This window comes from Algimonas arctica, from assembly GCF_014652695.1.
Classification (GTDB): Bacteria; Pseudomonadota; Alphaproteobacteria; order Caulobacterales; family Maricaulaceae; genus Litorimonas; species Litorimonas arctica.
Genome location: NZ_BMZH01000004.1, coordinates 90,932 through 113,476 on the forward strand (window position 1 = coordinate 90,932; position 22,545 = coordinate 113,476).

General features: G+C 53.9%; 28 protein-coding genes and 1 pseudogene. 10 read left to right on the forward strand and 19 right to left on the reverse strand.

Features of this window, described 5'->3' with window-relative positions; genetic code table 11:
- Position 1: 1 nt before the first annotated feature.
- The 8 genes from nuoF to IE105_RS06275 form a co-directional block, all read right to left on the reverse strand.
- The gene (gene nuoF, locus IE105_RS06240; protein WP_189496538.1) at positions 2–1,309 is read right to left on the reverse strand and encodes an NADH-quinone oxidoreductase subunit NuoF; all 1,308 of its coding nucleotides are present in this window, start codon (positions 1,307–1,309) and stop codon (positions 2–4) included.
- On the reverse strand, positions 1,309–1,530 hold the full coding sequence (locus tag IE105_RS06245) for a hypothetical protein (RefSeq protein ID WP_189496539.1): 222 nt from the start codon (positions 1,528–1,530) through the stop codon (positions 1,309–1,311). The genes nuoF and IE105_RS06245 overlap by 1 nt, the downstream gene beginning before the upstream one ends.
- On the reverse strand, positions 1,527–2,582 hold the full coding sequence (gene nuoE, locus IE105_RS06250) for an NADH-quinone oxidoreductase subunit NuoE (RefSeq protein WP_189496541.1): 1,056 nt from the start codon (positions 2,580–2,582) through the stop codon (positions 1,527–1,529). Before nuoE ends, IE105_RS06245 begins: the two co-directional genes overlap by 4 nt.
- Positions 2,579–3,778, reverse strand: coding sequence for an NADH-quinone oxidoreductase subunit D (locus tag IE105_RS06255; protein WP_189496543.1), 1,200 nt, complete (start codon positions 3,776–3,778; stop codon positions 2,579–2,581). The genes nuoE and IE105_RS06255 overlap by 4 nt, the downstream gene beginning before the upstream one ends.
- Positions 3,778–4,377, reverse strand: coding sequence for an NADH-quinone oxidoreductase subunit C (locus IE105_RS06260; protein ID WP_373299060.1), 600 nt, complete (start codon positions 4,375–4,377; stop codon positions 3,778–3,780). The genes IE105_RS06255 and IE105_RS06260 overlap by 1 nt, the downstream gene beginning before the upstream one ends.
- Positions 4,378–4,394: 17 nt before the next feature.
- Positions 4,395–5,000, reverse strand: coding sequence for a NuoB/complex I 20 kDa subunit family protein (locus IE105_RS06265; RefSeq protein WP_373299056.1), 606 nt, complete (start codon positions 4,998–5,000; stop codon positions 4,395–4,397).
- Complete coding sequence (gene ndhC / locus IE105_RS06270; RefSeq protein ID WP_189496549.1) at positions 4,966–5,331, reverse strand: NADH-quinone oxidoreductase subunit A; 366 nt, start codon at positions 5,329–5,331, stop codon at positions 4,966–4,968. Before ndhC ends, IE105_RS06265 begins: the two co-directional genes overlap by 35 nt.
- Positions 5,332–5,560: 229 nt before the next feature.
- Positions 5,561–6,034 (reverse strand): YcgN family cysteine cluster protein, encoded by a 474-nt coding sequence (locus tag IE105_RS06275; RefSeq protein WP_189496551.1) that lies wholly within the window; start codon positions 6,032–6,034, stop codon positions 5,561–5,563.
- 45 nt (positions 6,035–6,079) lie between these two features.
- Between IE105_RS06275 and IE105_RS06280 the strand changes: the two genes are divergently transcribed.
- The 7 genes from IE105_RS06280 to proC all read left to right on the forward strand — a co-directional run bounded on the left by IE105_RS06280 (position 6,080) and on the right by proC (position 12,489).
- Complete coding sequence (locus IE105_RS06280) at positions 6,080–8,065, forward strand: transglycosylase domain-containing protein (RefSeq protein WP_189496553.1); 1,986 nt, start codon at positions 6,080–6,082, stop codon at positions 8,063–8,065.
- A gap of 135 nt (positions 8,066–8,200) precedes the next feature.
- Positions 8,201–8,923 (forward strand): CAP domain-containing protein, encoded by a 723-nt coding sequence (locus IE105_RS06285; RefSeq protein WP_189496555.1) that lies wholly within the window; start codon positions 8,201–8,203, stop codon positions 8,921–8,923.
- A gap of 87 nt (positions 8,924–9,010) precedes the next feature.
- Complete coding sequence (locus tag IE105_RS06290; protein WP_189496557.1) at positions 9,011–9,463, forward strand: hypothetical protein; 453 nt, start codon at positions 9,011–9,013, stop codon at positions 9,461–9,463.
- 32 nt (positions 9,464–9,495) lie between these two features.
- Complete coding sequence (gene trhO, locus IE105_RS06295) at positions 9,496–10,401, forward strand: oxygen-dependent tRNA uridine(34) hydroxylase TrhO (protein WP_189496559.1); 906 nt, start codon at positions 9,496–9,498, stop codon at positions 10,399–10,401.
- Positions 10,398–11,033: a glutathione S-transferase N-terminal domain-containing protein gene (locus tag IE105_RS06300; protein WP_189496561.1), complete on the forward strand. Its 636-nt coding sequence runs from the start codon at positions 10,398–10,400 to the stop codon at positions 11,031–11,033. Before trhO ends, IE105_RS06300 begins: the two co-directional genes overlap by 4 nt.
- Positions 11,034–11,136: 103 nt before the next feature.
- Positions 11,137–11,670, forward strand: a complete 534-nt coding sequence (locus IE105_RS06305; RefSeq protein WP_189496563.1) for a type III secretion system chaperone family protein — start codon at positions 11,137–11,139, stop codon at positions 11,668–11,670.
- 9 nt (positions 11,671–11,679) lie between these two features.
- The gene (gene proC, locus IE105_RS06310; RefSeq protein WP_189496565.1) at positions 11,680–12,489 is read left to right on the forward strand and encodes a pyrroline-5-carboxylate reductase; all 810 of its coding nucleotides are present in this window, start codon (positions 11,680–11,682) and stop codon (positions 12,487–12,489) included.
- Positions 12,490–12,498: 9 nt separating this feature from the next.
- Here proC and IE105_RS06315 read toward each other — a convergent pair whose 3' ends face one another.
- Both IE105_RS06315 and IE105_RS06320 read right to left on the reverse strand, forming a co-directional pair.
- Complete coding sequence (locus tag IE105_RS06315) at positions 12,499–13,749, reverse strand: ATP-binding protein (RefSeq protein ID WP_233354017.1); 1,251 nt, start codon at positions 13,747–13,749, stop codon at positions 12,499–12,501.
- A gap of 52 nt (positions 13,750–13,801) precedes the next feature.
- On the reverse strand, positions 13,802–14,515 hold the full coding sequence (locus IE105_RS06320; protein ID WP_189496570.1) for a response regulator transcription factor: 714 nt from the start codon (positions 14,513–14,515) through the stop codon (positions 13,802–13,804).
- An 83-nt stretch (positions 14,516–14,598) separates the two neighbouring features.
- On the opposite strand from IE105_RS06320, the gene IE105_RS06325 reads away from it, so the two are divergent.
- Positions 14,599–15,477 carry a branched-chain amino acid aminotransferase gene (locus IE105_RS06325; protein WP_189496572.1) on the forward strand — a complete coding sequence of 293 codons (879 nt, stop codon included), beginning with the start codon at positions 14,599–14,601 and terminating at the stop codon, positions 15,475–15,477.
- A 176-nt stretch (positions 15,478–15,653) separates the two neighbouring features.
- The gene (locus IE105_RS06330; protein WP_189496574.1) at positions 15,654–15,971 is read left to right on the forward strand and encodes a hypothetical protein; all 318 of its coding nucleotides are present in this window, start codon (positions 15,654–15,656) and stop codon (positions 15,969–15,971) included.
- Positions 15,972–16,024: 53 nt separating this feature from the next.
- On the opposite strand, the pseudogene IE105_RS06335 reads toward IE105_RS06330, so the two are convergent.
- Positions 16,025–16,135: pseudogene (locus tag IE105_RS06335) on the reverse strand (FeS assembly scaffold SufA); the annotation flags it as partial.
- 47 nt (positions 16,136–16,182) lie between these two features.
- Between IE105_RS06335 and IE105_RS06340 the strand changes: the two are divergent.
- A complete protein-coding gene (locus tag IE105_RS06340; protein WP_189496576.1) occupies positions 16,183–16,992 on the forward strand; it encodes an alpha/beta fold hydrolase in 810 nt (269 codons plus the stop codon).
- Between the two features lie 49 nt (positions 16,993–17,041).
- Here the strand turns inward: IE105_RS06340 and IE105_RS06345 are convergent, their stop codons facing one another.
- From IE105_RS06345 to IE105_RS06380, 8 genes are all read right to left on the reverse strand, one after another.
- On the reverse strand, positions 17,042–17,425 hold the full coding sequence (locus IE105_RS06345) for a HesB/IscA family protein (RefSeq protein ID WP_189496578.1): 384 nt from the start codon (positions 17,423–17,425) through the stop codon (positions 17,042–17,044).
- Positions 17,422–17,772 carry an SUF system Fe-S cluster assembly protein gene (locus tag IE105_RS06350; RefSeq protein ID WP_373299061.1) on the reverse strand — a complete coding sequence of 117 codons (351 nt, stop codon included), beginning with the start codon at positions 17,770–17,772 and terminating at the stop codon, positions 17,422–17,424. Before IE105_RS06350 ends, IE105_RS06345 begins: the two co-directional genes overlap by 4 nt.
- A 174-nt stretch (positions 17,773–17,946) precedes the next feature.
- The gene (locus IE105_RS06355) at positions 17,947–19,167 is read right to left on the reverse strand and encodes an aminotransferase class V-fold PLP-dependent enzyme (RefSeq protein ID WP_189496581.1); all 1,221 of its coding nucleotides are present in this window, start codon (positions 19,165–19,167) and stop codon (positions 17,947–17,949) included.
- Between the two features lie 163 nt (positions 19,168–19,330).
- Entirely contained in the window at positions 19,331–20,356 is a 1,026-nt protein-coding gene (locus IE105_RS06360) for a SufB/SufD family protein (RefSeq protein WP_189496583.1), read from the reverse strand.
- Positions 20,340–21,083 carry a Fe-S cluster assembly ATPase SufC gene (gene sufC / locus IE105_RS06365; protein WP_189496585.1) on the reverse strand — a complete coding sequence of 248 codons (744 nt, stop codon included), beginning with the start codon at positions 21,081–21,083 and terminating at the stop codon, positions 20,340–20,342. Before sufC ends, IE105_RS06360 begins: the two co-directional genes overlap by 17 nt.
- Positions 21,084–21,105: 22 nt before the next feature.
- On the reverse strand, positions 21,106–21,606 hold the full coding sequence (locus IE105_RS06370; protein ID WP_189496586.1) for a hypothetical protein: 501 nt from the start codon (positions 21,604–21,606) through the stop codon (positions 21,106–21,108).
- A complete protein-coding gene (locus tag IE105_RS06375) occupies positions 21,606–21,977 on the reverse strand; it encodes a cupin domain-containing protein (RefSeq protein ID WP_189496588.1) in 372 nt (123 codons plus the stop codon). The genes IE105_RS06370 and IE105_RS06375 overlap by 1 nt, the downstream gene beginning before the upstream one ends.
- Before the next feature lie 158 nt (positions 21,978–22,135).
- Complete coding sequence (locus IE105_RS06380; RefSeq protein ID WP_189496590.1) at positions 22,136–22,534, reverse strand: RidA family protein; 399 nt, start codon at positions 22,532–22,534, stop codon at positions 22,136–22,138.
- Between the last annotated feature and the right edge of the window lie 11 nt (positions 22,535–22,545).

Consider the following 22,545-nt stretch of genomic DNA (forward strand, 5'->3'; position numbering starts at 1 on the left):
GTTATTCTGCAGCCTGCACAAACACGGGACGGCTTGAGCGATAGAGATTGATGCGGTCTTCGATCTCGTGACGGAAGTGACGGATGAGGCCTTGGATCGGCCAAGCCGCTGCATCGCCGAGTGCGCAGATCGTGTGACCTTCAACTTGTTTGGTCACATCGAGCAGCATATCGATTTCGCCAATTTCGGCTTCGCCGCGAACCATACGTTCCATCACACGCCACATCCAGCCTGTGCCTTCGCGGCACGGCGTACATTGGCCGCAGCTCTCATGTTTGTAGAAGTAGCTTAAGCGCGCAATCGCTTTGACGATGTCGGTGCTATTATCCATCACGATGACAGCCGCCGTTCCCAGCCCGGATTGATGTTCGCGCAGTGCGTCAAAATCCATAAGGACGGTATCGCAAATTTCTTTCGGCAAGAGCGGAACGGATGAGCCGCCCGGAATGATCGCTTTGAGGTTGTCCCAACCGCCGCGAACGCCGCCCGCATGGGTCTCGATCAATGTCTTGAGTGGTATGGAGAGCGCTTCCTCAACATTACAGGGTTTGTTGACATGACCTGAAATCGAAAAGACTTTCGTGCCTTTATTATTGTCACGGCCAAAACTGGAAAACCACTCCGCGCCTTTGCGCAAAATTGTTGGCACGACAGCAATTGATTCGACGTTGTTCACAGTCGTCGGACACCCATAGAGACCTGAATTAGCTGGAAATGGCGGCTTAAGACGGGGCTGCCCCTTCTTGCCTTCAAGACTTTCGAGGAGCGCTGTTTCTTCGCCGCAAATATACGCGCCCGCACCGTGGTGGACATAAACATCGAAGTCCCAACCAGACCCACAGGCATTTTTCCCGATCAGACCAGCCGCATAAGCTTGTTCAACAGCGGCTTGGAGCCGTTGGCGTTCAAATGTGTATTCACCGCGCAAGTAAATATAAGCCGCGTGTGCTTGCATCGCGAAACTGGCGATTAAGCAGCCTTCGATCAGCAAATGCGGATCGTGGCGCATCATTTCGCGGTCTTTACACGTGCCGGGCTCGGATTCATCAGCATTGACGACAAGATAATGCGGACGTTCGCCCACTTCTTTGGGCATAAAGGACCACTTTAGCCCTGTCGGGAAGCCCGCGCCACCCCGACCACGCAGGCCGGAGGCTTTGACCTGATCGATAATCCAATCCCGTCCCTGCTCCAGCATCGCGCCCGTGCCCTCCCAAGCGCCGCGTTGCCGCGCGCCGTCGAGACCCCAGTCTTGCGTACCGTAGAGATTTTTGAAGATACGGTCTTCGTCTTTGAGAAGCTGCACCATTAGAGCTCTCCCCCTTTTAAGTCTAAGGAGGTCAATTCTGTCGCCTTACGTTCACGCATGTAAGCCATCCAAAAGAACGTCGCACAGGCTGCGAAAACTGCCGTCACGAGAACGGTAAGATAAGGAAAACCCGCATCTTTCGGCGTTAGAATTAATGACGCCATCCAAGCCAAACAGGCGAAGGTGTTTAAGAGCGCGGACAAGAGGTTACGTTTTTTCATGACGCGGCCTTCGCTAAAGCTTTGGCCTGTTTCACCCATTCATCACGCGCGATCCGGCCCGGGAATTTTTCCATGACCGCTTCAACAGCTTTGACGTCTTTCACTTTCCAGGCCGCAATTTGACGGTAATAATAAATACCCTTGGCATTCAGATCACCTTCGAACTTCGGTCCAATGCCTTTGATCTTCTTCAGATCATCCGGCGTGCCGTCCGTCGGGCCGTCAGTATAGAGCAATTTGGGCTTGGATATTTTCTCATCGGCTGCCTGTGTCGCCCGTTTAGGTTTGGCGGCAAAAGGTTTGTTTTCAGCGGCAGCAGAGGCTGCCCCCCCTTTCGTAGCTCGCTTTTCCTTCGGGTCGTCCGCGTGACGCGTGAGCGCTACTTTCTTGCTCTGATTAGGGAGCTTGGTTAGTTTTTTGGCAGCCTTGTAGAGGTCCTTAGAATTCAGCGTGAGTGGACCGCCTTCAGGGGCGGAATTAATCCGGCCATTTTGCGGGCCACGCTCAGGCATCTTGCCAGCGGCAAGATCATCAAGAATAGCATCCAATGACTCGGCCGTCAGGTCCTCATAGTAAGGATCTTCATCGACATCTGTCGATAACTGCATCATCGGCGCGTTCGCGCAGGCACCCAGACATTCAACTTCGAGCCAGCTGAACTTCCCGTCGGCACTCACGGTGTTTTGAGGTCCAACACGGCGCGCCAAAACGTCTTTCAACGCATCAGAGCCGCGTAGCCAGCACGGCGTTGTCCCGCACAGCTGGATGTGAAACTCACCGACAGGGGCGAGATTGAACATCGTGTAGAATGTCGCGACTTCGTAGACGCGGATATAGGCCATGCCGAGACGATCGCCGACCGCGCGCAAAATGGCTTCCGGCAACCAACCGCCCGCATCTTTTTGGGCAATCCAAAGCGCCGGGATCAGCGCGGAGCGCTGACGGCCTTCGGGATACTTCCGGGTCCATGTGGCAATTTTATCTAGCGCGTCTGATGACAGGCTGGCATTGGCGGGCTGCTGGGCAGCCGGGGCGAGACGACGGGCACTCATCGATCAATCTCCCCGAACACAACATCGAGCGAGCCAATAATAGCGGAAACATCAGCGAGCATGTGACCCTTATTCAGATAGTCCATCGCGGCCAAATGCGGGAAGCCCGGCGCGCGGATTTTACAGCGGTAAGGCTGATTGGTCCCGTCGGACACGAGATAAACGCCGAATTCACCCTTCGGGCATTCCACAGCGGCGTAAACTTCGCCTTCCGGCACTTTCAGGCCTTCCGTGTAATGTTTGAAGTGATGGATCAAAGCTTCCATTGACTGTTTCATTTCGGCGCGACGCGGCGGGACAAACTTATTATCCGTCGTCATGACCGGACCTTCCGGCATCATTTCCAGCGCTTGCTTCATGATTTTAACAGACTCATACATTTCGTCGACGCGGCACAAATAACGGTCGTAGCAATCGCCATTCTTGCCGAGTGGGATTTTGAAATCGAGTTCGTTATAAACTTCATAAGGCTGATTGCGGCGTAAATCCCACGCAATGCCGGAGCCACGCACCATCACGCCGGTAAAGCCAAGGTCGTAGCAATCTTGTTTCGACACAACGCCGATATCAACGTTACGCTGTTTGAAAATGCGGTTTTCCGTCAGCAGCGTTTCAATTTCTTGGAGCTTTTCAGGAAATTGATCACACCATGTCAGAAGGTCAGCGACCAACTGGGGCGGCAAATCTTGATGCACGCCGCCGGGACGGAAATAGTTGGCGTGCATGCGGGATCCGCACGCGCGCTCATAAAACACCATCAGCTTTTCGCGCTCTTCAAAACCCCAAAGCGGCGGCGTCAGTGCGCCGACATCCATCGCCTGTGTCGTGACATTGAGGAGATGCGATAGAATACGCCCAATTTCGCAATAGATCACACGAATGAAAGACGCCCGACGCGGCACATCAATGCCCGCCAAACGCTCAATCGCGATACAGAACGCATGCTCTTGATTCATCGGCGCGACATAGTCGAGACGGTCAAAGTACGGCAGCGCTTGCAAATAGGTCTTATGTTCGATCAGCTTTTCGGTGCCGCGGTGCAGCAGGCCAATATGCGGATCAACGCGCTCCACGACTTCGCCTTCTAGCTCTAACACCAGACGCAACACGCCGTGCGCCGCCGGGTGCTGCGGCCCGAAGTTAATCGTAAAGCGACGATCTTGCTCGTCCGTGATGAGGGCTTCTGTAGTGGCCATTACTCAGCTGCCTCACTCTTCTCATCACCTGGGAGGATATATTTCGCCCCTTCCCACGGTGAGAGGAAATCAAATGAGCGGTATTCCTGTTGCAGGACAACAGGCTCGTAGATCACTTCTTTGCGTTCTTCATCGTAGCGCACTTCGACGAAGCCGGTCAGCGGGAAATCTTTGCGCAAGGGATGGCCCTCAAATCCGTAATCCGTGAGGATACGGCGCAGATCAGGATGCTGATCAAAAATGATGCCATACATGTCGAAGGCTTCGCGCTCATACCAATCGGCATTTGGAAACAGCGACACAATCGACATGACCGGAGTTTCTTCATCCGTTGAACATTTGACCCGGATGCGTGTGTTATGCGCCATGCTGAGCAAGTGATAAACGACATCAAACCGGCGCGCGCGTTCGGGATAATCAACACCGCAGAGGTCAATCATCTGATTGAACTTGCAGATCGGATCATCGCGCAGAAAGCCGATAATATTGAGGATCGCGGCGCGGCGCACTGTGATGGTCAACTCGCCGTGCGAGACAGACATATCGCGCACATCATCGGCGTGATGCATTTCGATATGATCGCGAATATCGGCCCACATATCAGAAGAGGTCGTGCTCATCGGATGATGCTCCCCTCACGCCGGATTTTCTTCTGTAGCTGCAAAATACCATAGATCAGCGCTTCAGCGGTCGGGGGACAGCCGGGCACATAGACATCAACCGGCACAATCCGGTCACAGCCGCGCACGACGGAATAGCTATAGTGATAATAGCCGCCGCCATTGGCGCAGGAGCCCATCGAAATCACGTAACGCGGATTTGGCATCTGGTCGTAAACTTTGCGGAGCGCAGGTGCCATTTTATTGGTCAACGTCCCCGCAACGATCATCACATCCGACTGGCGGGGAGATGCGCGCGGAGCAAAACCGAACCGCTCCAGATCATAACGCGGCATGGAGGCCTGCATCATCTCAACAGCGCAGCAGGCGAGACCAAAGGTCATCCACATCAGCGATCCTGTGCGCGCCCATGTGATCAAGTCGTCAGAGGCTGCCGTGATAAAGCCTTTGTCGGCCAGCTGATCGGACAGGCCGTCAAACCCTGTGTCATGAATGCCGGGGTTATAGCTCGGCGACCCTAAGTCGCGTGCAAGTGACCCATTTGGCGAAAGAATATCAACCATCGTTCTATTCCCAGTCCAGCGCGCCGATTTTCCATGCATAAACAAGCCCCGCGAGGAGCTCGAGCAGGAAGAGCATCATAATGACCCAGCCATACACACCAACGATGTCTAAGCTGACAGCGATCGGAAACAGGAAGGCCACTTCAATATCGAAAATAATAAATAGGATCGCGACGAGATAAAACCGCACGTCGAACTTCATCCGCGAATCGTCAAACGCCTCGAACCCACATTCATAGGTCGAGACCTTCTCGGCATCCGGGTCGGACGGCGCGATAACAGCGGGAACGACCAAAAACGCCAGTGACAGGACGAGCGCGATGGAAAACATCATCACAACAGGGAGATATTCGATCAAGAGATCGGGCATTAGACCCTCAACGGCTTAATAAGGTCGGCGCGCGTCGACATGACTCGCGTGGGCCTTGAAATCGAGCAGAACCTAGTTTGGGCGTTTACTCATTGCAACGGCGTAATCAGCAGAATTCAGAGGAATCCTGAGGACTTAGCTGCGACGTTTCATCCGCTTAAGGCTGAAAAGACCGAGATCCCTCAAAACACCGCGCAACTGCAAATCGTTCGCAGATATTGATGTGCAATCAATCATCCCAGCCCGGCTCCCCCGGCCAGACGGTAATCCGCGCCATAAGGTCCTCTTCACTCAACCCAACTTCGCTGACAGTGGCCCCTTGCACACTCATCCCGACCTCATGAACCGTGTCCCTTGAGCCCGTCTTGAGGTGATGCCACTCTGGCAATGGCTTCCCTTCTGATAGCAGACGATAGGCACAGGTCCGCGGCATCCATTTCAAGGCTGCGACATTATTCGGCTTTAGAATTACACAATCATGGACAATTGACTTGCGGCTTTCATAATTTGAACAGCGACAGCTTCCGTTGTCAAAAAGCTGGCAATGGGCGTCGGTCGTGTATATTTCTTCGGTCTCATCATCTTCCAACCGGATCAAACAGCATTTGCCGCAGCCATCACACAGGCTCTCCCATTCTGGCGCTGACATTTCTGCCAACGTCTTAGTTTGCCAGAAAGGCTTTGGGTGTATCGGGTCGGTCATGATGAATGCGGTTATCAAGCAGCGAAAAGCCGGGTAAGCGGCCCTATGGCGACCTATCGGGCCGATATCAATGTCGTGGAGACAAGCCAGCGCAGACGCCGCTCAGCCTGGGCGCTTGGAATTCTCGCGTTTCTGACCGCGACGAGCGCGACAGGCTTTGTATTTGGACGCGCCTATTTAATCGATGGCCTGCCCTCGCTGCCCGACAAAGAAACAATGTGGCAGCTCAATCTACAAGATACGATCACGCTGATTGACCATAAAGGACGGATGATCGGCCACCGTGGCCCGTGGATTGGTCAACCGCTCAAACTGGATGATATGCCCGCGCATCTTCCGAACGCCGTTTTGGCCATCGAAGATGAACGGTTTTTTGAACATGAAGGCGTCGACAATCGCGCCATATTGCGGGCTATGGTGAGCAATGCGCGGTCCGGCGGTCGCAGCCAAGGTGGGTCCACCCTCACCCAACAGCTCGTCAAATTGATGATTTTGACACCCGAAAAAACCTATCGTCGGAAGTTTCAGGAAGCCCTGCTCGCCCGTGACATGGAATCCGTACTGTCAAAACCCGAAATCCTTGAGCTTTACATCAACAGGGTCAGCCTCGGACCGCAGATTTTTGGCGCTGAAGCCGGGAGCCAGATTTATTTTGGCAAAAGCGCCCGCGAACTAACTCTCTCGGAAGCGGCCATGCTCGCTGGGCTGGCGCAGGCTCCGAGCCGATTCAACCCGCGCCGCCATTACGAACGCGCCCTGACCCGGTCGCATCTAGTATTGCGTCGAATGCGCGCCAATCTCTACATCACCCAAGCCGAACATGATTCAGCCGTCGCCAATGCCCCTGAAATTGTTGAAGAACCCAACCTCGGCGTCGATGAAGACACGCTGGGGTATGCGTTTGACTATATTACAGCGCAAGCGCGCGATTATGCCGGACTTAATAACCCTGATCTTGTTGTGACGACGACTCTCGACGCGGACTATATGCGCTCTGCTGGGGAGAGCCTGAACGGTATTCTCGACGCCAACGGCAAGGGCCGAAAAGTCTCGCAAGGCGCTGTTATCACGCTTGATAATGCCACAGGCGGTATTCGCGTCATGCTCGGCGGTCGGAATTATGGTGAGAGTAAATTCAACCGAACCGTTCAAGCCCAACGCCAACCCGGGTCTAGCTTTAAAACATTTGTTTATGCTGCGGCGCTCGAAGACGGATTTACGCCGGGAACGGTTCGCGTCGACCAGCCAACCAACATCAATGGCTGGCAACCGAAGAACTATACGCTGCGCTTTCGGGGTCCCATGACCCTGCGGGAAGCCTTAAAACTCTCCATCAATACGGTTGCCGCGAAGGTTGGTTCCGAAGTTGGCGCCGAAAAAATTGCTGAGACAGCCCACCGATTTGGTATTGAATCGGAACTTCGTCCCACTTTGTCGCTGTCGCTCGGCGTCTCAGAAGTTAACTTGCTAGAGCTTACCAGCGCCTATTCTGTCTTCCCCAATGAAGGTGTACGCCGCCGCCCTTACATTATCCAACGGATCGAAAATACGAGCGGTGACCTTATTTATACGAGGCGGGATGACGAAGGTTCACGGGTCTATCCCATACCTTACGCCCAACAAATGACGGGCATGCTGCAAGAAACTGTTGAGAGCGGAACCGCGCATGGCGCGCGACTCCTACCACGGCTGGCAGGGGGCAAGACCGGAACGTCACAGGATTATCGAGACGCGTGGTTCCTTGGGTTTACGAACCAAATGACGACCGGCGTTTGGATGGGAAATGACAACAACAGTGCGATGAACGAAGTTACGGGCGGCCTGCTGCCTGTTGACGTTTGGAAGTTGATTATGACTGCGGCCCATGAGGATCTGGAAAAAGAGCCCCTATCCGTACCAGAGCTCGACATTGACGATTCTCAACACTCTGAGAGAATGTCCTTTTACGCACGTTTAGCCGCCGACCTACGGCACGAACGCGATCTGGCCAGTGGCGCTGGAGGCGGCGGAACGGTGAGCGCAGGTCGGTGAACCCTGTTGGTGTAAGACAACCCAACGGGGAAACCGCTTAAAATTGTCAAACTATTGCTGATAATTAACGGGCAATTCAACGATTTCCTAGGATTTAGCCTGCCTAATGGCTTTTTGATCCACGGAGGGCCCAATATGTTCTGTTTTATCAAGTTGGGAAAATTTGCGGCGCTCGTCTTGCCCATAATGGCTCTCAGCATTTTACCGGCATCCGCCAAAACGATTTCGTCCAAAATCACGTTCAAGCCAGATGATGGGACCTACAAAGTCGTTCCGATCACCCTTCCCGGTGATTGCTCCAGCCTTTGCAAAGCAGACCCGAATTGTCGCGGCGCTGTGACCTATCAACCCGATGTCACCAAACCGGAGGCCGTCTGTCGGTTAAACAATGGCTTCGGCGCGAATCCTGTGTTCCCACAGGTCCCACCACAACCGCTTGATATTCGCCAAGCTGTCTCCGATTTGAACAATTACAGAGCGCGCTACGGACTGAACCCTGTCACAATTGAGCCCCGTTTAATCGAAGCCTCGCGGATACATGCGGATGATCTCGCCAAAGCGGGGATAATTTCCCACAGCGGGACTGATGGCTCCTCACATGGTGACCGCGCGCACCGCGTCGGTTATAATTTCACCATTGCCGGTGAGAACGTCGCAACAGGGCAAAAAAGCTGGGATCAAGTCTTTAAGGCTTGGCAGGACAGCCCTGGGCACAATGAAAACCTGCTCCGCCCGGACGTTTCAGAATTTGGCATTGCGTTAGTTTACGAACCGCGCACGACCTATTCGACCTATTGGGCGATGCTCGTTGCTGAACCGATGGACATGGACTTTCTCGAATCCGGAAACATCTTTTAGACCTTAAATCACTGTCACAACTGGCCCTTTGTTTTGCCATTGACCCCGTGAAGCGTATGAAGAGTTTTGTCCGTACAGGAGATCTCAATGCGCCGCATCCTTGTTCCTTGTCTTGTTGCTCTAAGCGCCTGCTCGACCACACCAGACCCCGCAGACGTTTGCACAGCAGCCTGGATTGAGCCCCGTGTTGAACGCGCGGTCGAGCGCATTGAAACACGGCTCGATAAAGCCTTACGCGCCTTTCGTACCGTCGGGGACAGTTGGATGAACGGAAACACGCCCGGCCCGATTCAGATGTTTCGTCTGTCGAATGCCGCCAATGACCTCGAAAAAGAGCTGGTTGACGGTCGCGGGATTCGCGATCTCCGAATGCTGGCGAGCACCTGCAATGACCCTAATCTCATTCGCGAACAGGTTTACACCTTGCTCGACCGTGAAGGATTACCAGACCCTTTGCTCAATTTCCTCGACGCAACAGGCATTCTTGAGGGACTTATTGAAACCGCAGAAGGTCGCAATTTGAATGACCGCAACGGTTGACCGATCAACAGTCCCTGCCCTAGCTCACCCTCATGCGTTACACTGTCGCCGCCCTCTATAAATTCGTCAGCCTGCCTGATTACGCCGCCCTGCAACCTTGGTTAAAAGTCATGGGTGAGCATTTGGGGATTCGCGGGACGATCTTGCTCGCGACCGAAGGGATCAATGGCACGATTGCGGGGTCAGACGAGGCCATTCATGCGCTCTTGGATTATCTTCGCGCCGATGTGCGCCTGTCAGATTTAGATTCCAAATTCAGTGACAGCGAAGAGCAACCTTTCCTCCGGTTTAAAGTGCGGCTGAAACGCGAAATCGTGACGCTCGGAGTCGACGGCACGGACCCAAACAAGCAGGTCGGCACTTATGTTGATCCGGATCAATGGAACGCCGTCATCAGCGATCCCAACACGGTCGTTATCGACACGCGCAACAGCTACGAAATCGGGGTTGGGACTTTCGCAGGCGCAATCGACCCTGCAACCGAATCCTTCCGAGATTTCCCAACATGGGTTCAGCAAAACCGCGTACAGCTTGAAGGCAAGCGCGTCGCGATGTTCTGCACCGGCGGCATTCGTTGCGAAAAAGCCTCCTCCTACATGCTCTCCGAAGGCTTCCCGGATGTGATGCACCTCAAGGGTGGCATACTCAAATATCTCGAAACACAGCCCGAACAGAGCAGCCTGTGGCAGGGTGATTGCTTTGTGTTTGATCAGCGGGTCGCCGTGGGTCACGGCCTCTCGGAAACGGATTGGACCCAGTGTTTTGCCTGTCGAACACCGCTATCACCAGAAGATTGCCAATCGGCCCATTATGTCACAGGCGTCTCTTGTCCTCACTGCTTTAAGCCAGACACGGACGTCACGCGATTTGAGGAGCGTCAGCGCCAGATAGACCTCGCCAAAAAACGCGATGAACCACACCTCGGCCGTAAGGGGTGAGCCTGCCGACCCTCTATTCATTCCGACGCTGCCCCTTTGCCATGCGCGCCCGGATGGCATTAGATGTTGCTGGCATGACCGTCGAACATCGCGAAGTACTTTTACGCGACAAACCGACAGCGATGTTGGCAGCGTCACCCAAAGGAACCGTTCCCGTCTTAGTGACAGAGACAGGTGTTCTTGATGAGAGTCTCGACATCATGAATTGGGCACTGACCCAGCACGACCCTGAGGGTTGGTTAGCTGACGGACAACAAGACAGAATAGACGCGGAAAAATTTTTGACCGCCTTTAAAAACAAGCTCGACCGCTATAAATATGCCAGCCGCTATGATCCGTCCGTTACGCGCGGTACAGTTGATACAGATTACCGCGAGGCTGCCTTGGGTCAATTGTTAGACCTCGCCTTGCCCCTCGCAACCACAGAGTTCTTACGCGGAGACCGCCCTCGCCTGATAGATGTCGCGACCTTTCCTTTCGTGCGTCAGTTCGCAGCCGTTGAGCCCGCATGGTGGACGGCAACTGCCCCGTCTGAATTGATCCGTTGGTTGAATAAATGGCTGCAATCAGAGCGGTTCAAACGAATCATGGTCAAATATCCCGTTTGGGAAGAGGTCTTGCCAATAGGTTAATGTTCACCGCTAATCTTGGTTATCAACACGCGACTTACGCCATAAACTTGTCACGCCTGCGAAATTGCTTAGCGGTTGCCTTAAGAGATTCGTAGGATTTTAAATGGCTTTCGCCGACGACAGATGTATCCGGCCCCTCCCAAGCCTCAAGGCGGTCTCCACCGTGCGCGCTAATCCGATCGAAACATTTGTTCGCATCGCGACGGCTGAGAACTACGCCTATGAATGTATTGGCGAGAATGAAGTCCATGTCAGCCTGACAGGCCTGTGGTGCGATCACGATTTATCCTTATCGTGGAATACGGCGGATGAACAGTTGTCACTCTTCATCCTGTTTGACGGAAAAGTTCCTGGTGGACGCACCGATTCAATTTGCCGCCTCCTCTCACTCTTGAACGAACAGCTGAGCGCCGGCCATTTCGACTTTTGGCAACGTAACAGTACGCTCGTGTATCGCCATGCCGTCTCCTTGCGCGGGGGCGCGAAAATCGGAATTGATCAGGCTCTTGACCTCATGAGCCAAGCCTTGGACGCGGCCGAACGGGGCTACCCTGCCGCCCAATATGTCATTTGGGCGGGGAAAACACCCGAAGACGCGCTTGCAGAAGCCCTTGTCGATATAGCTTCACATGGCTAACTAGACCCTATGGCCCAAACTTACCTCATCGTTGGCGCGGGCAATATGGGCGGGGCCTTGCTCTCTGGTTGGTTGAAAAGCTCTCTCGTCAATGCCCGAAATCTTGCCATAATCGATCCCAACCCCGGCATAGAAGCCGTTTACGCGATTGAACGGGGCGCCAAGCACCTCGCTGACTTCGACGGCATTCCTCGGAACACAAAAACGATTCTACTCGCCGTCAAACCGCAAATGTTCCCGCAAATGCGGCGCCAATTGGCCGAAGCCCTTGGCGAAGATGTTCTCATCATTTCCATTATGGCGGGCATATCAACCCAAGCTCTGAAAGATGCGTTCCCCGGCGCCGATATTGTACGCGCTATGCCCAATACGCCCGCCGCAATCGGCAAAGGCGTCACCGCTTTTACCGCCGACCCCGCGCTTAAGTCAGAAAAAGTTGAGGCGATAAAAACACTTTTAGGGGCGACCGGTAAAGTCATCCGAATTGAGACCGACGAACAGATCAACGCTGTAACCGCCGTGTCTGGATCAGGTCCGGCCTATATTTTTAACCTCTGCGAAGCCCTCGCCAAAGCCGCACAATCTATTGGCTTGCCGCCGGACGTAGCCGCACAACTGGCCCGTGAAACGATTATCGGCGCGAGCGCATTACTCGAAGCGTCTGACCAATCCCCAACAGAATTGCGCGAAGCCGTCACCTCACCCGGTGGAACAACTCAAGCGGCACTCGATGTTTTGATGGCCGACGACGGACAAGGCCAACTGATGCGCCGGGCTGTCGTCGCAGCGCTCGCCCGCGCGCGCGAATTTTCTGAATAGCGGCAGCGACTATCGCGGCAATTGGATTGTCGCACGAAGCCCGCCCTCTGGGCTATCATCCAGCTTTAGCCGTCCCCCGTGAACTTGGGCAATATCGCGCGCGACCGCCAAACCGAGCCCAACGCCTTCAATATTTTGCGTCCGCGCTTCGTCCAGCCTCGCAAAGGGACGTAAGACTTCTTCGCGCATATGTTCGGGGATACCGTCACCCGCATCATCAATATGAATCTGCACGTGACTATCTGTCATCTCTAGAACGACCTTAGGTTCGCCGGCATATTTGCGCGCATTTTGGATCAAGTTCATAAGGGCCCGTCGCAATTGTTGTGGACGCGCTTCGATCTCGACCGGACCCGCAACCGTCGCTTGAATTTCTTCCGTGGCCGCAATCCCAATAACGAAATCGCCTAAATCTAAATCCTCTGGTGTGCCTTGTCCGGCCCCATGGGCGAAATCAAGGTAGGCCGAAAGCATCGCCTCCATCTCGTCCAAATCCCGCTTGGCATGGGCAATATCCTCTTTCGTTTCGGCCATAGAGAGCGCCAACTTTAACCGCGTCAGCGGTGTGCGCAGATCATGACTGACCCCCGCCAACATCAAGGTGCGTTGGTCTAAATGACGCCGAATTCTCTGCCGCATCTTGAGGAAGGATTGCCCCGCGCGACGAACCTCGGCCGCGCCGTGGGGTTTAAACGCGCCGATATCTTGACCTTTACCAAACGCATCCGCCGCATCTGCAAGTTCGCGGATCGGGATGCTTTGCCGACGAATGTAAAGTACGGAGACAAGTGTCAGAAGGATCGTCGCCGTGACAAGCCAGAATATGAAGACAAATCCGGTCGGCGCGAAAACCCGATCCCGCGCGGCATAGAATTGTAACACGCCTTCATTAACCTGCACGCGAATATCAATGTGGTGTGGGTAGCGAGTTGTGTCGAACCAAAACGGCAAATCGATCGCATTGGACAAAGCCCGCCCAATCGTCTTGTCCAGAACAGAGAAAAAATTGCGCCGTCTCGCAGTCGGCAACGTTTCGCCCGGTTTAAGCCGAACCGAGAGTTGCATATCAGGGCGCAGAAGTGCGTCTAACGCGTCGGCATTAGCCACTGTCGGGTCACGGCTATAAAGCTGCGTCGCCACGGCGACATCGGCGGCCACGGACTCGGTCAGATTCGCCGTCACAGTCGCCCAATGCGCATTGAAGAAAATATACGCGACGATCATCTGCATCACGATAATCGGCAGAATAATGATTAACACACTCCGCCCAAAAATTGATTTGGGGGCGATTTGGCGCAGGGTTAGCGCCATCTCAGTGCTCAGACTCCGGTTCCGCGACGAGGCGGTAGCCCTTGCCCCGTACGGTCAGCAGATAGCACGGCTCTGACGGATTTTCTTCCAGTTTACGGCGAAGTCGGGTCATCTGCACATCCACCGCGCGTTCGCTTTCCCCGTTGACGTTTTCCGACAGAACATAGCGAGACACTGTACCGCCGCCTTGGCGCGCCAAGAGGTCGAGCAGCGTGGTTTCGCTCGTCGTCAATCGAACAACTTCCCCACGGCGGGTCAAAACGCTTTGCTTCAGATCGTAAACGAGTTCCCCGAAGCTAATCTTGTCGCTGACCGTTTTACGGCCCGTGCGTCGGAAAATCGCATCCATACGGAGCAATAATTCCTCTGGTTCGAACGGTTTTGGTAGATAATCATCCGCCCCCGCCTTAAGCCCTCTGATCCGGTGGGCCGGATCGCCAAGCGCAGTGAGCAAAATCACGGGAATATCGCTATAGCCACGCAAATCCGCGACGAGGCTAACGCCGTCCTCACCGGGCATCATGACATCAACGATCAGCAGATCATATTCGATACCCGCCATCTTTGCGCGCGCGTCCGCAGCATTTTTCGCGGACGACACACGATAGCCTGCCCGGCCCAAATAACGCGAGAGTAGATCGCGAATCCGATCATCATCGTCTATTACAAGGACGTGTGTGTCGCTGCGGTCGAGATATGTTGCTTGCTGTTCCAAATAATATTCCTTCAAAGCTCTTATGACGGTTGACTTAGCGCGCTCCAAGTCAAGAATGCGACAGGTTAACGGAGAATCCCCAAATGTTGGAAAAACCCTATCACGATCGCGACGGCCATATCTGGGTCGATGGCGAGTTCGTCGACTGGCGCGATGCGAAAGTGCATGTCCTCACTCACTCACTGCATTACGGTTCAGCCGTATTTGAAGGCAATCGCGCCTATGACGGTAAAATTTTCCGGCTCTCGGATCATTCGGTCCGTCTGAAAAACTCTGCCGAATTACTCGGTTATGAAATCCCCTATACGGTTGAACAAATCGATCAGGCCTGCCGCGACACGCTCGCGAAATCAGGCCTGAGCGACGCCTATGTTCGCCCTGTCGCTTGGCGCGGGTCGGAAATGATGGGAGTAGCGTCCAAAAACAACATCATCCATCTCGCCGTGGCGACATGGCATTGGGGCAATTATTTCCCCGATAAGATGAAAGGCATTCGCCTGATGATATCGGACTGGAAACGCCCCGCCCCCGATACAATTCCGTGCAAATCCAAAGCAGCAGGTCTGTATATGATCTGCACCATGGCCAAGGACAAAGCCGTCGCAACGGGGTGGGATGATGCGTTGATGTATGATTATCGTGGCCGTGTCGCGGAATGTACGGGCGCGCATATTTTCTTTGTCCGTGACGGAGAACTCCACACCCCCACAAATGACATTCTGCTTGAAGGCCTGACCTACGACACCGTGATCAAGCTGGCCAAGAAGCGTGGCATCACCGTCCATCGCCGGGATATCTACCCCAGCGAAATTCCCCATTTCCAAGGCTGTTTCGTGGTTGGCACCGCGGCTGAAGTGACGCCCGTGCGGGACATTGACGGCAATCAATTCACTGTCTGCGATACGATCAAGAGCCTCGCTGCTGATTATGATGCGCTGGTTCGCGGCAAAATCACGCTTTAAACTTAAGGCATAATCCGACGCCCAACCGGGCGTCGGAGCCGCGACAAACGCCTGTTTCGTGACATGACACTAGCGTGGACGCTCCCCCGGACCGATGACCGTTATCACCGTCGGATCAGGGAACTGTTTGAGATTTAGAACGTTGGATGAGTTCAAGATCATAAACAGAGTTCATTATGAAAACCGTCGCCATCATCGCAGCATTATTCAGCGTTTTCGCTGGGTCGTCAGTCGTCTACGCTGATCAAGCGGGATTATCTGTAAGACACCTCGCGACGACAAATGCGTCAGAGTTTCCAGACCATTTTGTCACAAAACCCGTAACATCAATCATGCCGGGCATCGTTGTCTATCAAGACAATGGAACCCGCTTGGGCGCTGTTAGAGCGGTCATTCACAACAACACAGTCGTGAATAAAATTTATATCGGCACATCAGAATACTCCGCCGATGCTATCACGATTGAGAATGGCCGCGCGATTTACAGAGCGTAGGTACGTCGCTCATCGTGGTGTTTTTAGGCGATATAGAAACGCCTTTAAACGCCTCAGCCTAGCACGGGCACAATCGTGACGCTTTCGCCATAACCGCAGGCATCAGTCTGGTTCGGGTTTCGGAAGGTAAACTTGCTATGCAGTAGCGTCGTTTCGTGATCGACAGCCGCCAAAAGTTGCACAGTTGGCACGGCCCCCATATGCGTGTGCAATGGAAAAATTTTTACTATCAGCAATACTGATAACGCTTGCCTCTTGTAATTCGTCCGTCTCGCAGACTGCATTCGTCAATGATGTAACGCTTGATTATATCATTCGAGGAGATGGACCCCCGCTCTACCTTTTGCATGGCGGGATGGAATCTCGGGACAGTTTCGATCAACAAGTACATGAGCTTTCTAAGACGTTCACAATTGTCGCGCTGGATAGCCGTGAGCAAGGACGGAGCAGTCGTGCGGATACACAAATTTCCTATACTCTCATGTCAAAGGATGTCGTCGCCCTTGCAAAACATTTAGGCCATGATCGTATCTCAATCATGGGTTTAAGCGATGGAGGTGTAACCGCCCTCACCACAGCCATGAACAATCCAAATTTCGTCGATAAGTTAGTCTTGCTTGGCGCAAACTATCATTTTGAGTCCTATCCCGAGGCGACACGCAGTTTTATCGCAAACTATAAATGGGACGGAAACACCAACCCAAATGGCTATCCCGGAAATTTCATCGAGCACTATTTGACAGGGCAGGATGACTTAACTGAATTTGGGGACTTACTCGAAGAGATGTCAATCATGTGGACGACAAGCCCAACCTTCACCATTTCTGACCTCGGAACAGTCCAAGCAAAGACGCTCATCATTAACGGCGACCGTGAGGATATGGGGCTAGACCACGCATTATCGCTCTATAATGCGTTGCCAAATGCTCAGTTATTTATTGTTCCGAATGGGACACACTATGCTTTGGCGGAAAAGCCAGAGCTTATAAATTCAGTCACATTAGAATTCTTAAATCAATAATCATTTGCGTTGCTGGGGATTGCTAACGCGACCTGACACTATCTCTGCCTCAGCCGAGCGCAGGCACAATCGTGACACTTTCACCGCAACCGCAGGCATCTGTCTGATTCGGGTTCCGGAAAGTGAACTTGCTATGCAGCAGCGTCGTTTCGTGATCGACGGTCGCGCCCAAAATGAACAAGACAGCTTTGGCATCGACGACAATTTTAACGCCTTTGTCTTCGACAACTTCGTCAAATTTGGCCGGCTCGGAAACGTAATCCATCATATATTCCATGCCCGCGCAGCCACCATTTTTGACGCCAACACGCAGAAAGCCTTCGCCGCGTTCCGCCAAAATTTCGCGCACCTGATCGGCGGCGGCATCCGTGAGTGTGACCAGCTTGGGTCGGGCACGGCGGCTTTCAGATATCATACGATCTTTCAGGCTCATAGCATGTTCAAATCTAGTCGAGCTTCTTCGCTCATCCGGTCTGGGGTCCACGGCGGGTCAAACACCATCGAGACTTCGACACGGCGGATACCGTCTACGCGCTGACAGGCTTCTTGTACCCACACAGGCATTTCGCCAGCCACGGGACAACCTGGCGCGGTGAGCGTCATATCGACCAGCAATGTTCTGTCGTCTTCCAGCTCAACTTTATAGATTAAGCCTAGCTCATAAATATCCGTTGGAATTTCCGGGTCGTAAACCGTTTTGATCTGCTCAACCACATCATGGGTAATCCGCGCGATTTCAGCATCTGTCGGTGCCGTTACGGGCGCACCGGAAACGTCCATAATATCCCGGTCGGGCGTGACGGCCACGGGCGGGTTCTTTGCAGGTGTCTGATCCTCATGGGCACGCTTTGTCTCCGGCACATAGCCGGGGATTTGCGAATTTGCCATAGCTTCGGCTTGGCGGGCTCTGTCTGTTACATTGTCCATTATAAGATCCAATATAGGGTGTTTTGATCAGCCAAGGAAGAGCGCCGCCTTTTTCACTGCAGTGACGAAGCGTTCGGCCTCATCCAGCGTGTTGTAAATGCCAAAGCTCGCCCGCACGGTTGAGTGCACATCTAAGCGTTTCATCAGTGGTTGCGTACAATGTTGCCCGGCGCGCACAGCGACGCCGTATTTATCCAGTATTTGCGCCATATCATGAGCATGGGCACCCTGTAGATTGAATGCCAGCACAGGGCCTTTGTTCGCCGCTTCGCCGAAAATTTGCACACTATTGATATCGCGCAATCCGTCCCGCGCCGCATGATAACACGCCATTTCGTGTTGATGCACGTCCGCCATGTCATACTGCGAATACCAGTTAATCGCGGCACCGAGGCCGATGGCTTCCAAGATCGGCGGCGTGCCGGCTTCAAATTTCGCCGGTGCCTCGGCATATGTGACCCTGTCGAGGTAGACATCTTCGATCATCTCGCCCCCACCATTGAACGGCTGCATTTTCTCGAAAATATCAGACGTGCCGTAGAGCGCGCCGATGGCCGTGGGGCCATAGAGTTTGTGCCCTGTCATGGCGTAGAGATCGACGCCGAGCGCCTGTACATCGACGTCCATATGCACTGCGGCTTGTGTGCCGTCCGATATCATCACCGCGCCCGCCGCCTTGGCCCAACGCGCGATTTCTGCGATGTCATTGACCGTTCCAAGAACGTTGGACATGTGGACCACGGAGACAATTTTTGTTTTTATTCCAATGGTTTCTCGGAACACCTTCATGTCCAATGTCCCGTCCGGCAGAACCGGAATGAACTTTAGAACCGCGCCATAACGTTCGCGCAGGAAGTGCCACGGCACGATGTTGGAATGATGTTCCATCTCGGTCAGGACGATCTCGTCACCCGGCTGGATCATGTGCGCGAGGCCATAGGCGCAGAGGTTTAAGGCCTCCGTCGCGCCGCGCGTGAAGACGATGTTGTCCGATGAAGGCGCATTCAGAAACGTCGCGACAGACGACCGTGCCGCTTCAAACGCTTCGGTTGTCTCATTCGCCAGCGTGTGGAGGCCCCGATGCACATTGGCGTAAGCTGAGCGCGTCTGCCCGACCATTGCCTCCATCACTGCATCCGGCTTCTGCGCCGAGGCGGCATTGTCGAGATAGGCCAGCGGATAACCGTTTATCTCACGGGTGAGAATCGGGAATTGGGCGCGAATTTTTTGGACGTCGAACGCGCTCATGCTGTAACTCGCAGGTAAAAATACGTCACAACAAGCCCGATAACGATGACCGCTAGGCCCTTGATGAGCCAATCAAGCCATGGCCCGTTACCGGGAATCCGTCGCTTCACTTGCGAAGATATCAACAAGAGGATTGCGCTTATGGCGGCGGCGAGAGCGAGGCTCATGACTGCCCGTCCAACCAATCGCGCACCAAGGCGACCATCGCCTCATCCTCACCCAAACGCGCAACCACGAACGCTTCGATCAACAAAGCCCGCGCTTGCGCTTTCGGGATACCGCGTTGACGCATGTAGAACATCGCCTGCTCGTCCAATTGCCCGATGGTGTTGCCATGTTCGCACAGCACATCATCGGCGTAGATTTCGAGCTCTGGCTTGGCGTTGATCTTGGCCGTGTCTGACAGCATCAGCGCGTCGTGGCGCATGACGGCGTCGGTCTGTTGCGCCGGGCGGCGAACGTTGAATTTGCCTTGGAAGACGCCGCGCGCCTTATCCGTGACAACCCCCGCGACGGCATCACGAACTGTCGACCCGGGCGTGGCAAAGTCGATATAGTTGGTGATATCGGCGTGACGCTTGTCCGACAGAAGGTAAGCGCCCGACATTTCAACACTGACTTTGCCCATACACGCGACCCGAGTTTCCAGCCGCGTCAACGCTGAGCCAAAGGTCAGTTGCGTCTGCTTGAAAGTCGCATCCGCCCAGAGCGTCACAGACGCGCGCACGTGACGAATAACGTCAGCCCCGTCTTGCGTCACGACAGAGCGGGTGAGCGACGCGCCTTCGCGCACAATATAGCGGACATCAAGATTGACGAAGCCCGCGTCCGCGCTGTGATGCTCTTCGACAGAGAGCGACGCGTCTTTGCCGATCTCAATCACGATTTGCGCATTGCCGGATCGCAGGTCGGTCAATTTGAGCGGTTGCTCATGACGCACGTCGTCTGGCACTCTAACAGTGAGAGTGCCAGATGACAGAATGGCCGCCATATTTGTCATCGCGTCGAGGCCGTCCGTCGGCTCCGTATGCGTCACGGTTAAACCGTCCCGCGCCGCAATATCGACCTGCATGGGCTGGGATAGATCATCCGGCTTTTGCGCTTCCACGGTGGATTTTAAATCCGACCATTTCCACTCCTCTAGCCCGCGATGGGGCAGATGGGTCACGACATCAAACATAAGCGTCATAGCCCTCTTTTTCGAGAGTTTTAGCGAGGTCCGCGCCGCCGCTCGCTTTGATCTGACCGCCCGACAACACATGCACCGCGTCCGGCACGATATAGTCGAGCAGGCGCTGATAGTGGGTGATGATGAGCATGCCACGATCCGGCGAGCGCAACGCGTTCACACCGTCCGCAACGATCCGCAGCGCATCCACATCAAGGCCGGAATCTGTCTCGTCCATGACGAGGAAGCTCGGCTCCAACATCATCATTTGGAAAATTTCCATGCGCTTCTTCTCGCCGCCGGAAAACCCGACATTGAGCGGGCGGCGGAGCATTTCCGGCGTCATCTTCAGCTGTTTGCCGATTGCGCGGGCTTTTTTCATAAAGTCAGGCGCGCTTATCGGGCCCTCGCCGCGCGCTTTCAGCTGCGCGTTCATGGCGGTGCGCAGGAAAGTCAGCGTCGGCACACCGGGGATTTCCAGCGGATATTGAAACGATAGGAACAGGCCTTTGGCGGCGCGCTCTTCGGGTTCCATCTCCAGCAAGTCTTCGCCGTTCAACGTCACAGTTCCGTCCGTGACGTCATAGCCGTCCCGCCCGGTGAGCACATAAGACAAGGTCGATTTCCCCGCCCCGTTCGGCCCCATAATGGCATGCACTTCGCCCTTGGGCACAGTGAGGGAGAGACCATTCAAAATGATCTTCGCGCCGTCATCGACGGTGGCGGTGAGGTTGGTTATTTTAAGCATTAAATACAGTCCAATAAATTAGTTAGTCATAGTACCAAAGTCTGTATGCGCCGGATGCTTCGCTCAGCAATCCGTCCTCGAAATTCATAACGACATTGTATTCGTACACACAGGACCAAACGCCGATTATTAGTCTACGTGCACATTGATCGAAGGGCTTAACTGAAAAATCGTCGCTCTCCGTGATGGCCTTGCTATTTTCTTTGTCAGTGAGTTTAAAGCCTTGATCATCTAATATTTGCACCAACTCAGCTTTGCTAGCCTGAGCGGGCAGCAAATCGAGCACAGATACAACAGTGTTTTCGGGCGTTGTTTTCCAAGTCCCAATTTTAGCCGTTATGGGGCTTAAATTCACTTCCTCTAAAGCTGCTTTTTCTTCAACCTGCCCAATCACAAATGCAAACAGAAGCGCTAAAAACACAATTAGAGCAAGGAAGCACCCAAGGATAATCAGCATTGTCAAAGAGATGAAAGACACAGTGAATTTGATGGCAACTATACCCTTCTTAAGTATGCCATCCATCACACCCACGCCCCCGCAGGCGCGTCATATTTCGCGTCGACGGTGGTATCGCCATTGTTTTTGGTGCCCACAGGCTCGATCAGGAAAATCCAGCATTCCTCCGCGGCGCGCGGGCGGTGGCGGATGCCTTTGGGGACGGTGATACATTCGCCCTCCCCGACAGCCACGCTGTCTTGGCCTTCGATGTCGAGCGTGAATGCGCCTTTCCAACAGAAAAACATCTCGTCCTCCTCTGGGTGGGCATGCCACGGATAGTCGCCTTTGATCTTGGCCAGCTGAAACGCCTGCCCATTCAATTCCGTGACCGTTTTCGGACGAAAGTGTTCGGAGATAAGATCAAACTTCTCGGATATGTTGATTTTTTGGATCATGGATTCTTTGGTTTAGAGTTACGTCGTAGGCTTGTTTTACACCCCTTCCCGCCGACTTGATCGGCGGGCCCATGATGCAATGTCAGACCTGAATGCGAATTATGCGGGTCTTGGTCCATAGACAGGCCGATCAAGTCGGCCTGAGGCGAACGGTGGATTTAACCCTTAAACGCCGTCACTTCGATTTCGACTTTCATCCGGTCATCGACCAAATCCGCGATGACCATTGTTGCCGCTGGCAGAATATTGGCGAAATGCTGATTAATGACTGGGAGGACTGTGTTGATGTGGGCACGATCTGACAGGGTATATTGCACCCGAATCGTGTGACCGAGTTCGAACCCGCCTGCTTTCAACGCCGCTTGGATATTGGCGAATGTGTTCATCGCTTGCTGCGCCGCGCTTTCGGGCAGCTCGCCGTTTGAATAATCATAGCCGACGGTGCCGGAGACGAAACACCAATCGCCCTGCACGACGGCACGGCTCATGGAATAGGTCTTTTCCCCCTCGGACAGGGTAATCAGCTTACGCTTAGGATCAGGTTTTTTCTTAGCCATGTGTCGAGTTC

Bases quoted from the DNA above. Each gene is read 5' to 3' on its own strand.
- nuoF (WP_189496538.1), bottom strand. From the start codon at position 1,309: ATGGTGCAGCTTCTCAAAGACGAAGACCGTATCTTCAAAAATCTCTAC.
- IE105_RS06245 (WP_189496539.1), bottom strand. From the start codon at position 1,530: ATGAAAAAACGTAACCTCTTGTCCGCGCTCTTAAACACCTTCGCCTGT.
- nuoE (WP_189496541.1), bottom strand. From the start codon at position 2,582: ATGAGTGCCCGTCGTCTCGCCCCGGCTGCCCAGCAGCCCGCCAATGCC.
- IE105_RS06255 (WP_189496543.1), bottom strand. From the start codon at position 3,778: ATGGCCACTACAGAAGCCCTCATCACGGACGAGCAAGATCGTCGCTTT.
- IE105_RS06260 (WP_373299060.1), bottom strand. From the start codon at position 4,377: ATGTGGGCCGATATTCGCGATCATATCGAAATGCATCACGCCGATGAT.
- IE105_RS06265 (WP_373299056.1), bottom strand. From the start codon at position 5,000: ATGCATGGAAAATCGGCGCGCTGGACTGGGAATAGAACGATGGTTGAT.
- ndhC (WP_189496549.1), bottom strand. From the start codon at position 5,331: ATGCCCGATCTCTTGATCGAATATCTCCCTGTTGTGATGATGTTTTCC.
- IE105_RS06275 (WP_189496551.1), bottom strand. From the start codon at position 6,034: ATGACCGACCCGATACACCCAAAGCCTTTCTGGCAAACTAAGACGTTG.
- IE105_RS06280 (WP_189496553.1), top strand. From the start codon at position 6,080: ATGGCGACCTATCGGGCCGATATCAATGTCGTGGAGACAAGCCAGCGC.
- IE105_RS06285 (WP_189496555.1), top strand. From the start codon at position 8,201: ATGTTCTGTTTTATCAAGTTGGGAAAATTTGCGGCGCTCGTCTTGCCC.
- IE105_RS06290 (WP_189496557.1), top strand. From the start codon at position 9,011: ATGCGCCGCATCCTTGTTCCTTGTCTTGTTGCTCTAAGCGCCTGCTCG.
- trhO (WP_189496559.1), top strand. From the start codon at position 9,496: ATGCGTTACACTGTCGCCGCCCTCTATAAATTCGTCAGCCTGCCTGAT.
- IE105_RS06305 (WP_189496563.1), top strand. From the start codon at position 11,137: ATGGCTTTCGCCGACGACAGATGTATCCGGCCCCTCCCAAGCCTCAAG.
- proC (WP_189496565.1), top strand. From the start codon at position 11,680: ATGGCCCAAACTTACCTCATCGTTGGCGCGGGCAATATGGGCGGGGCC.
- IE105_RS06325 (WP_189496572.1), top strand. From the start codon at position 14,599: ATGTTGGAAAAACCCTATCACGATCGCGACGGCCATATCTGGGTCGAT.
- IE105_RS06330 (WP_189496574.1), top strand. From the start codon at position 15,654: ATGAAAACCGTCGCCATCATCGCAGCATTATTCAGCGTTTTCGCTGGG.
- IE105_RS06340 (WP_189496576.1), top strand. From the start codon at position 16,183: ATGGAAAAATTTTTACTATCAGCAATACTGATAACGCTTGCCTCTTGT.
- IE105_RS06345 (WP_189496578.1), bottom strand. From the start codon at position 17,425: ATGAGCCTGAAAGATCGTATGATATCTGAAAGCCGCCGTGCCCGACCC.
- IE105_RS06350 (WP_373299061.1), bottom strand. From the start codon at position 17,772: ATGGACGTTTCCGGTGCGCCCGTAACGGCACCGACAGATGCTGAAATC.
- IE105_RS06355 (WP_189496581.1), bottom strand. From the start codon at position 19,167: ATGAGCGCGTTCGACGTCCAAAAAATTCGCGCCCAATTCCCGATTCTC.
- IE105_RS06360 (WP_189496583.1), bottom strand. From the start codon at position 20,356: ATGACGCTTATGTTTGATGTCGTGACCCATCTGCCCCATCGCGGGCTA.
- sufC (WP_189496585.1), bottom strand. From the start codon at position 21,083: ATGCTTAAAATAACCAACCTCACCGCCACCGTCGATGACGGCGCGAAG.
- IE105_RS06370 (WP_189496586.1), bottom strand. From the start codon at position 21,606: ATGGATGGCATACTTAAGAAGGGTATAGTTGCCATCAAATTCACTGTG.
- IE105_RS06375 (WP_189496588.1), bottom strand. From the start codon at position 21,977: ATGATCCAAAAAATCAACATATCCGAGAAGTTTGATCTTATCTCCGAA.
- IE105_RS06380 (WP_189496590.1), bottom strand. From the start codon at position 22,534: ATGGCTAAGAAAAAACCTGATCCTAAGCGTAAGCTGATTACCCTGTCC.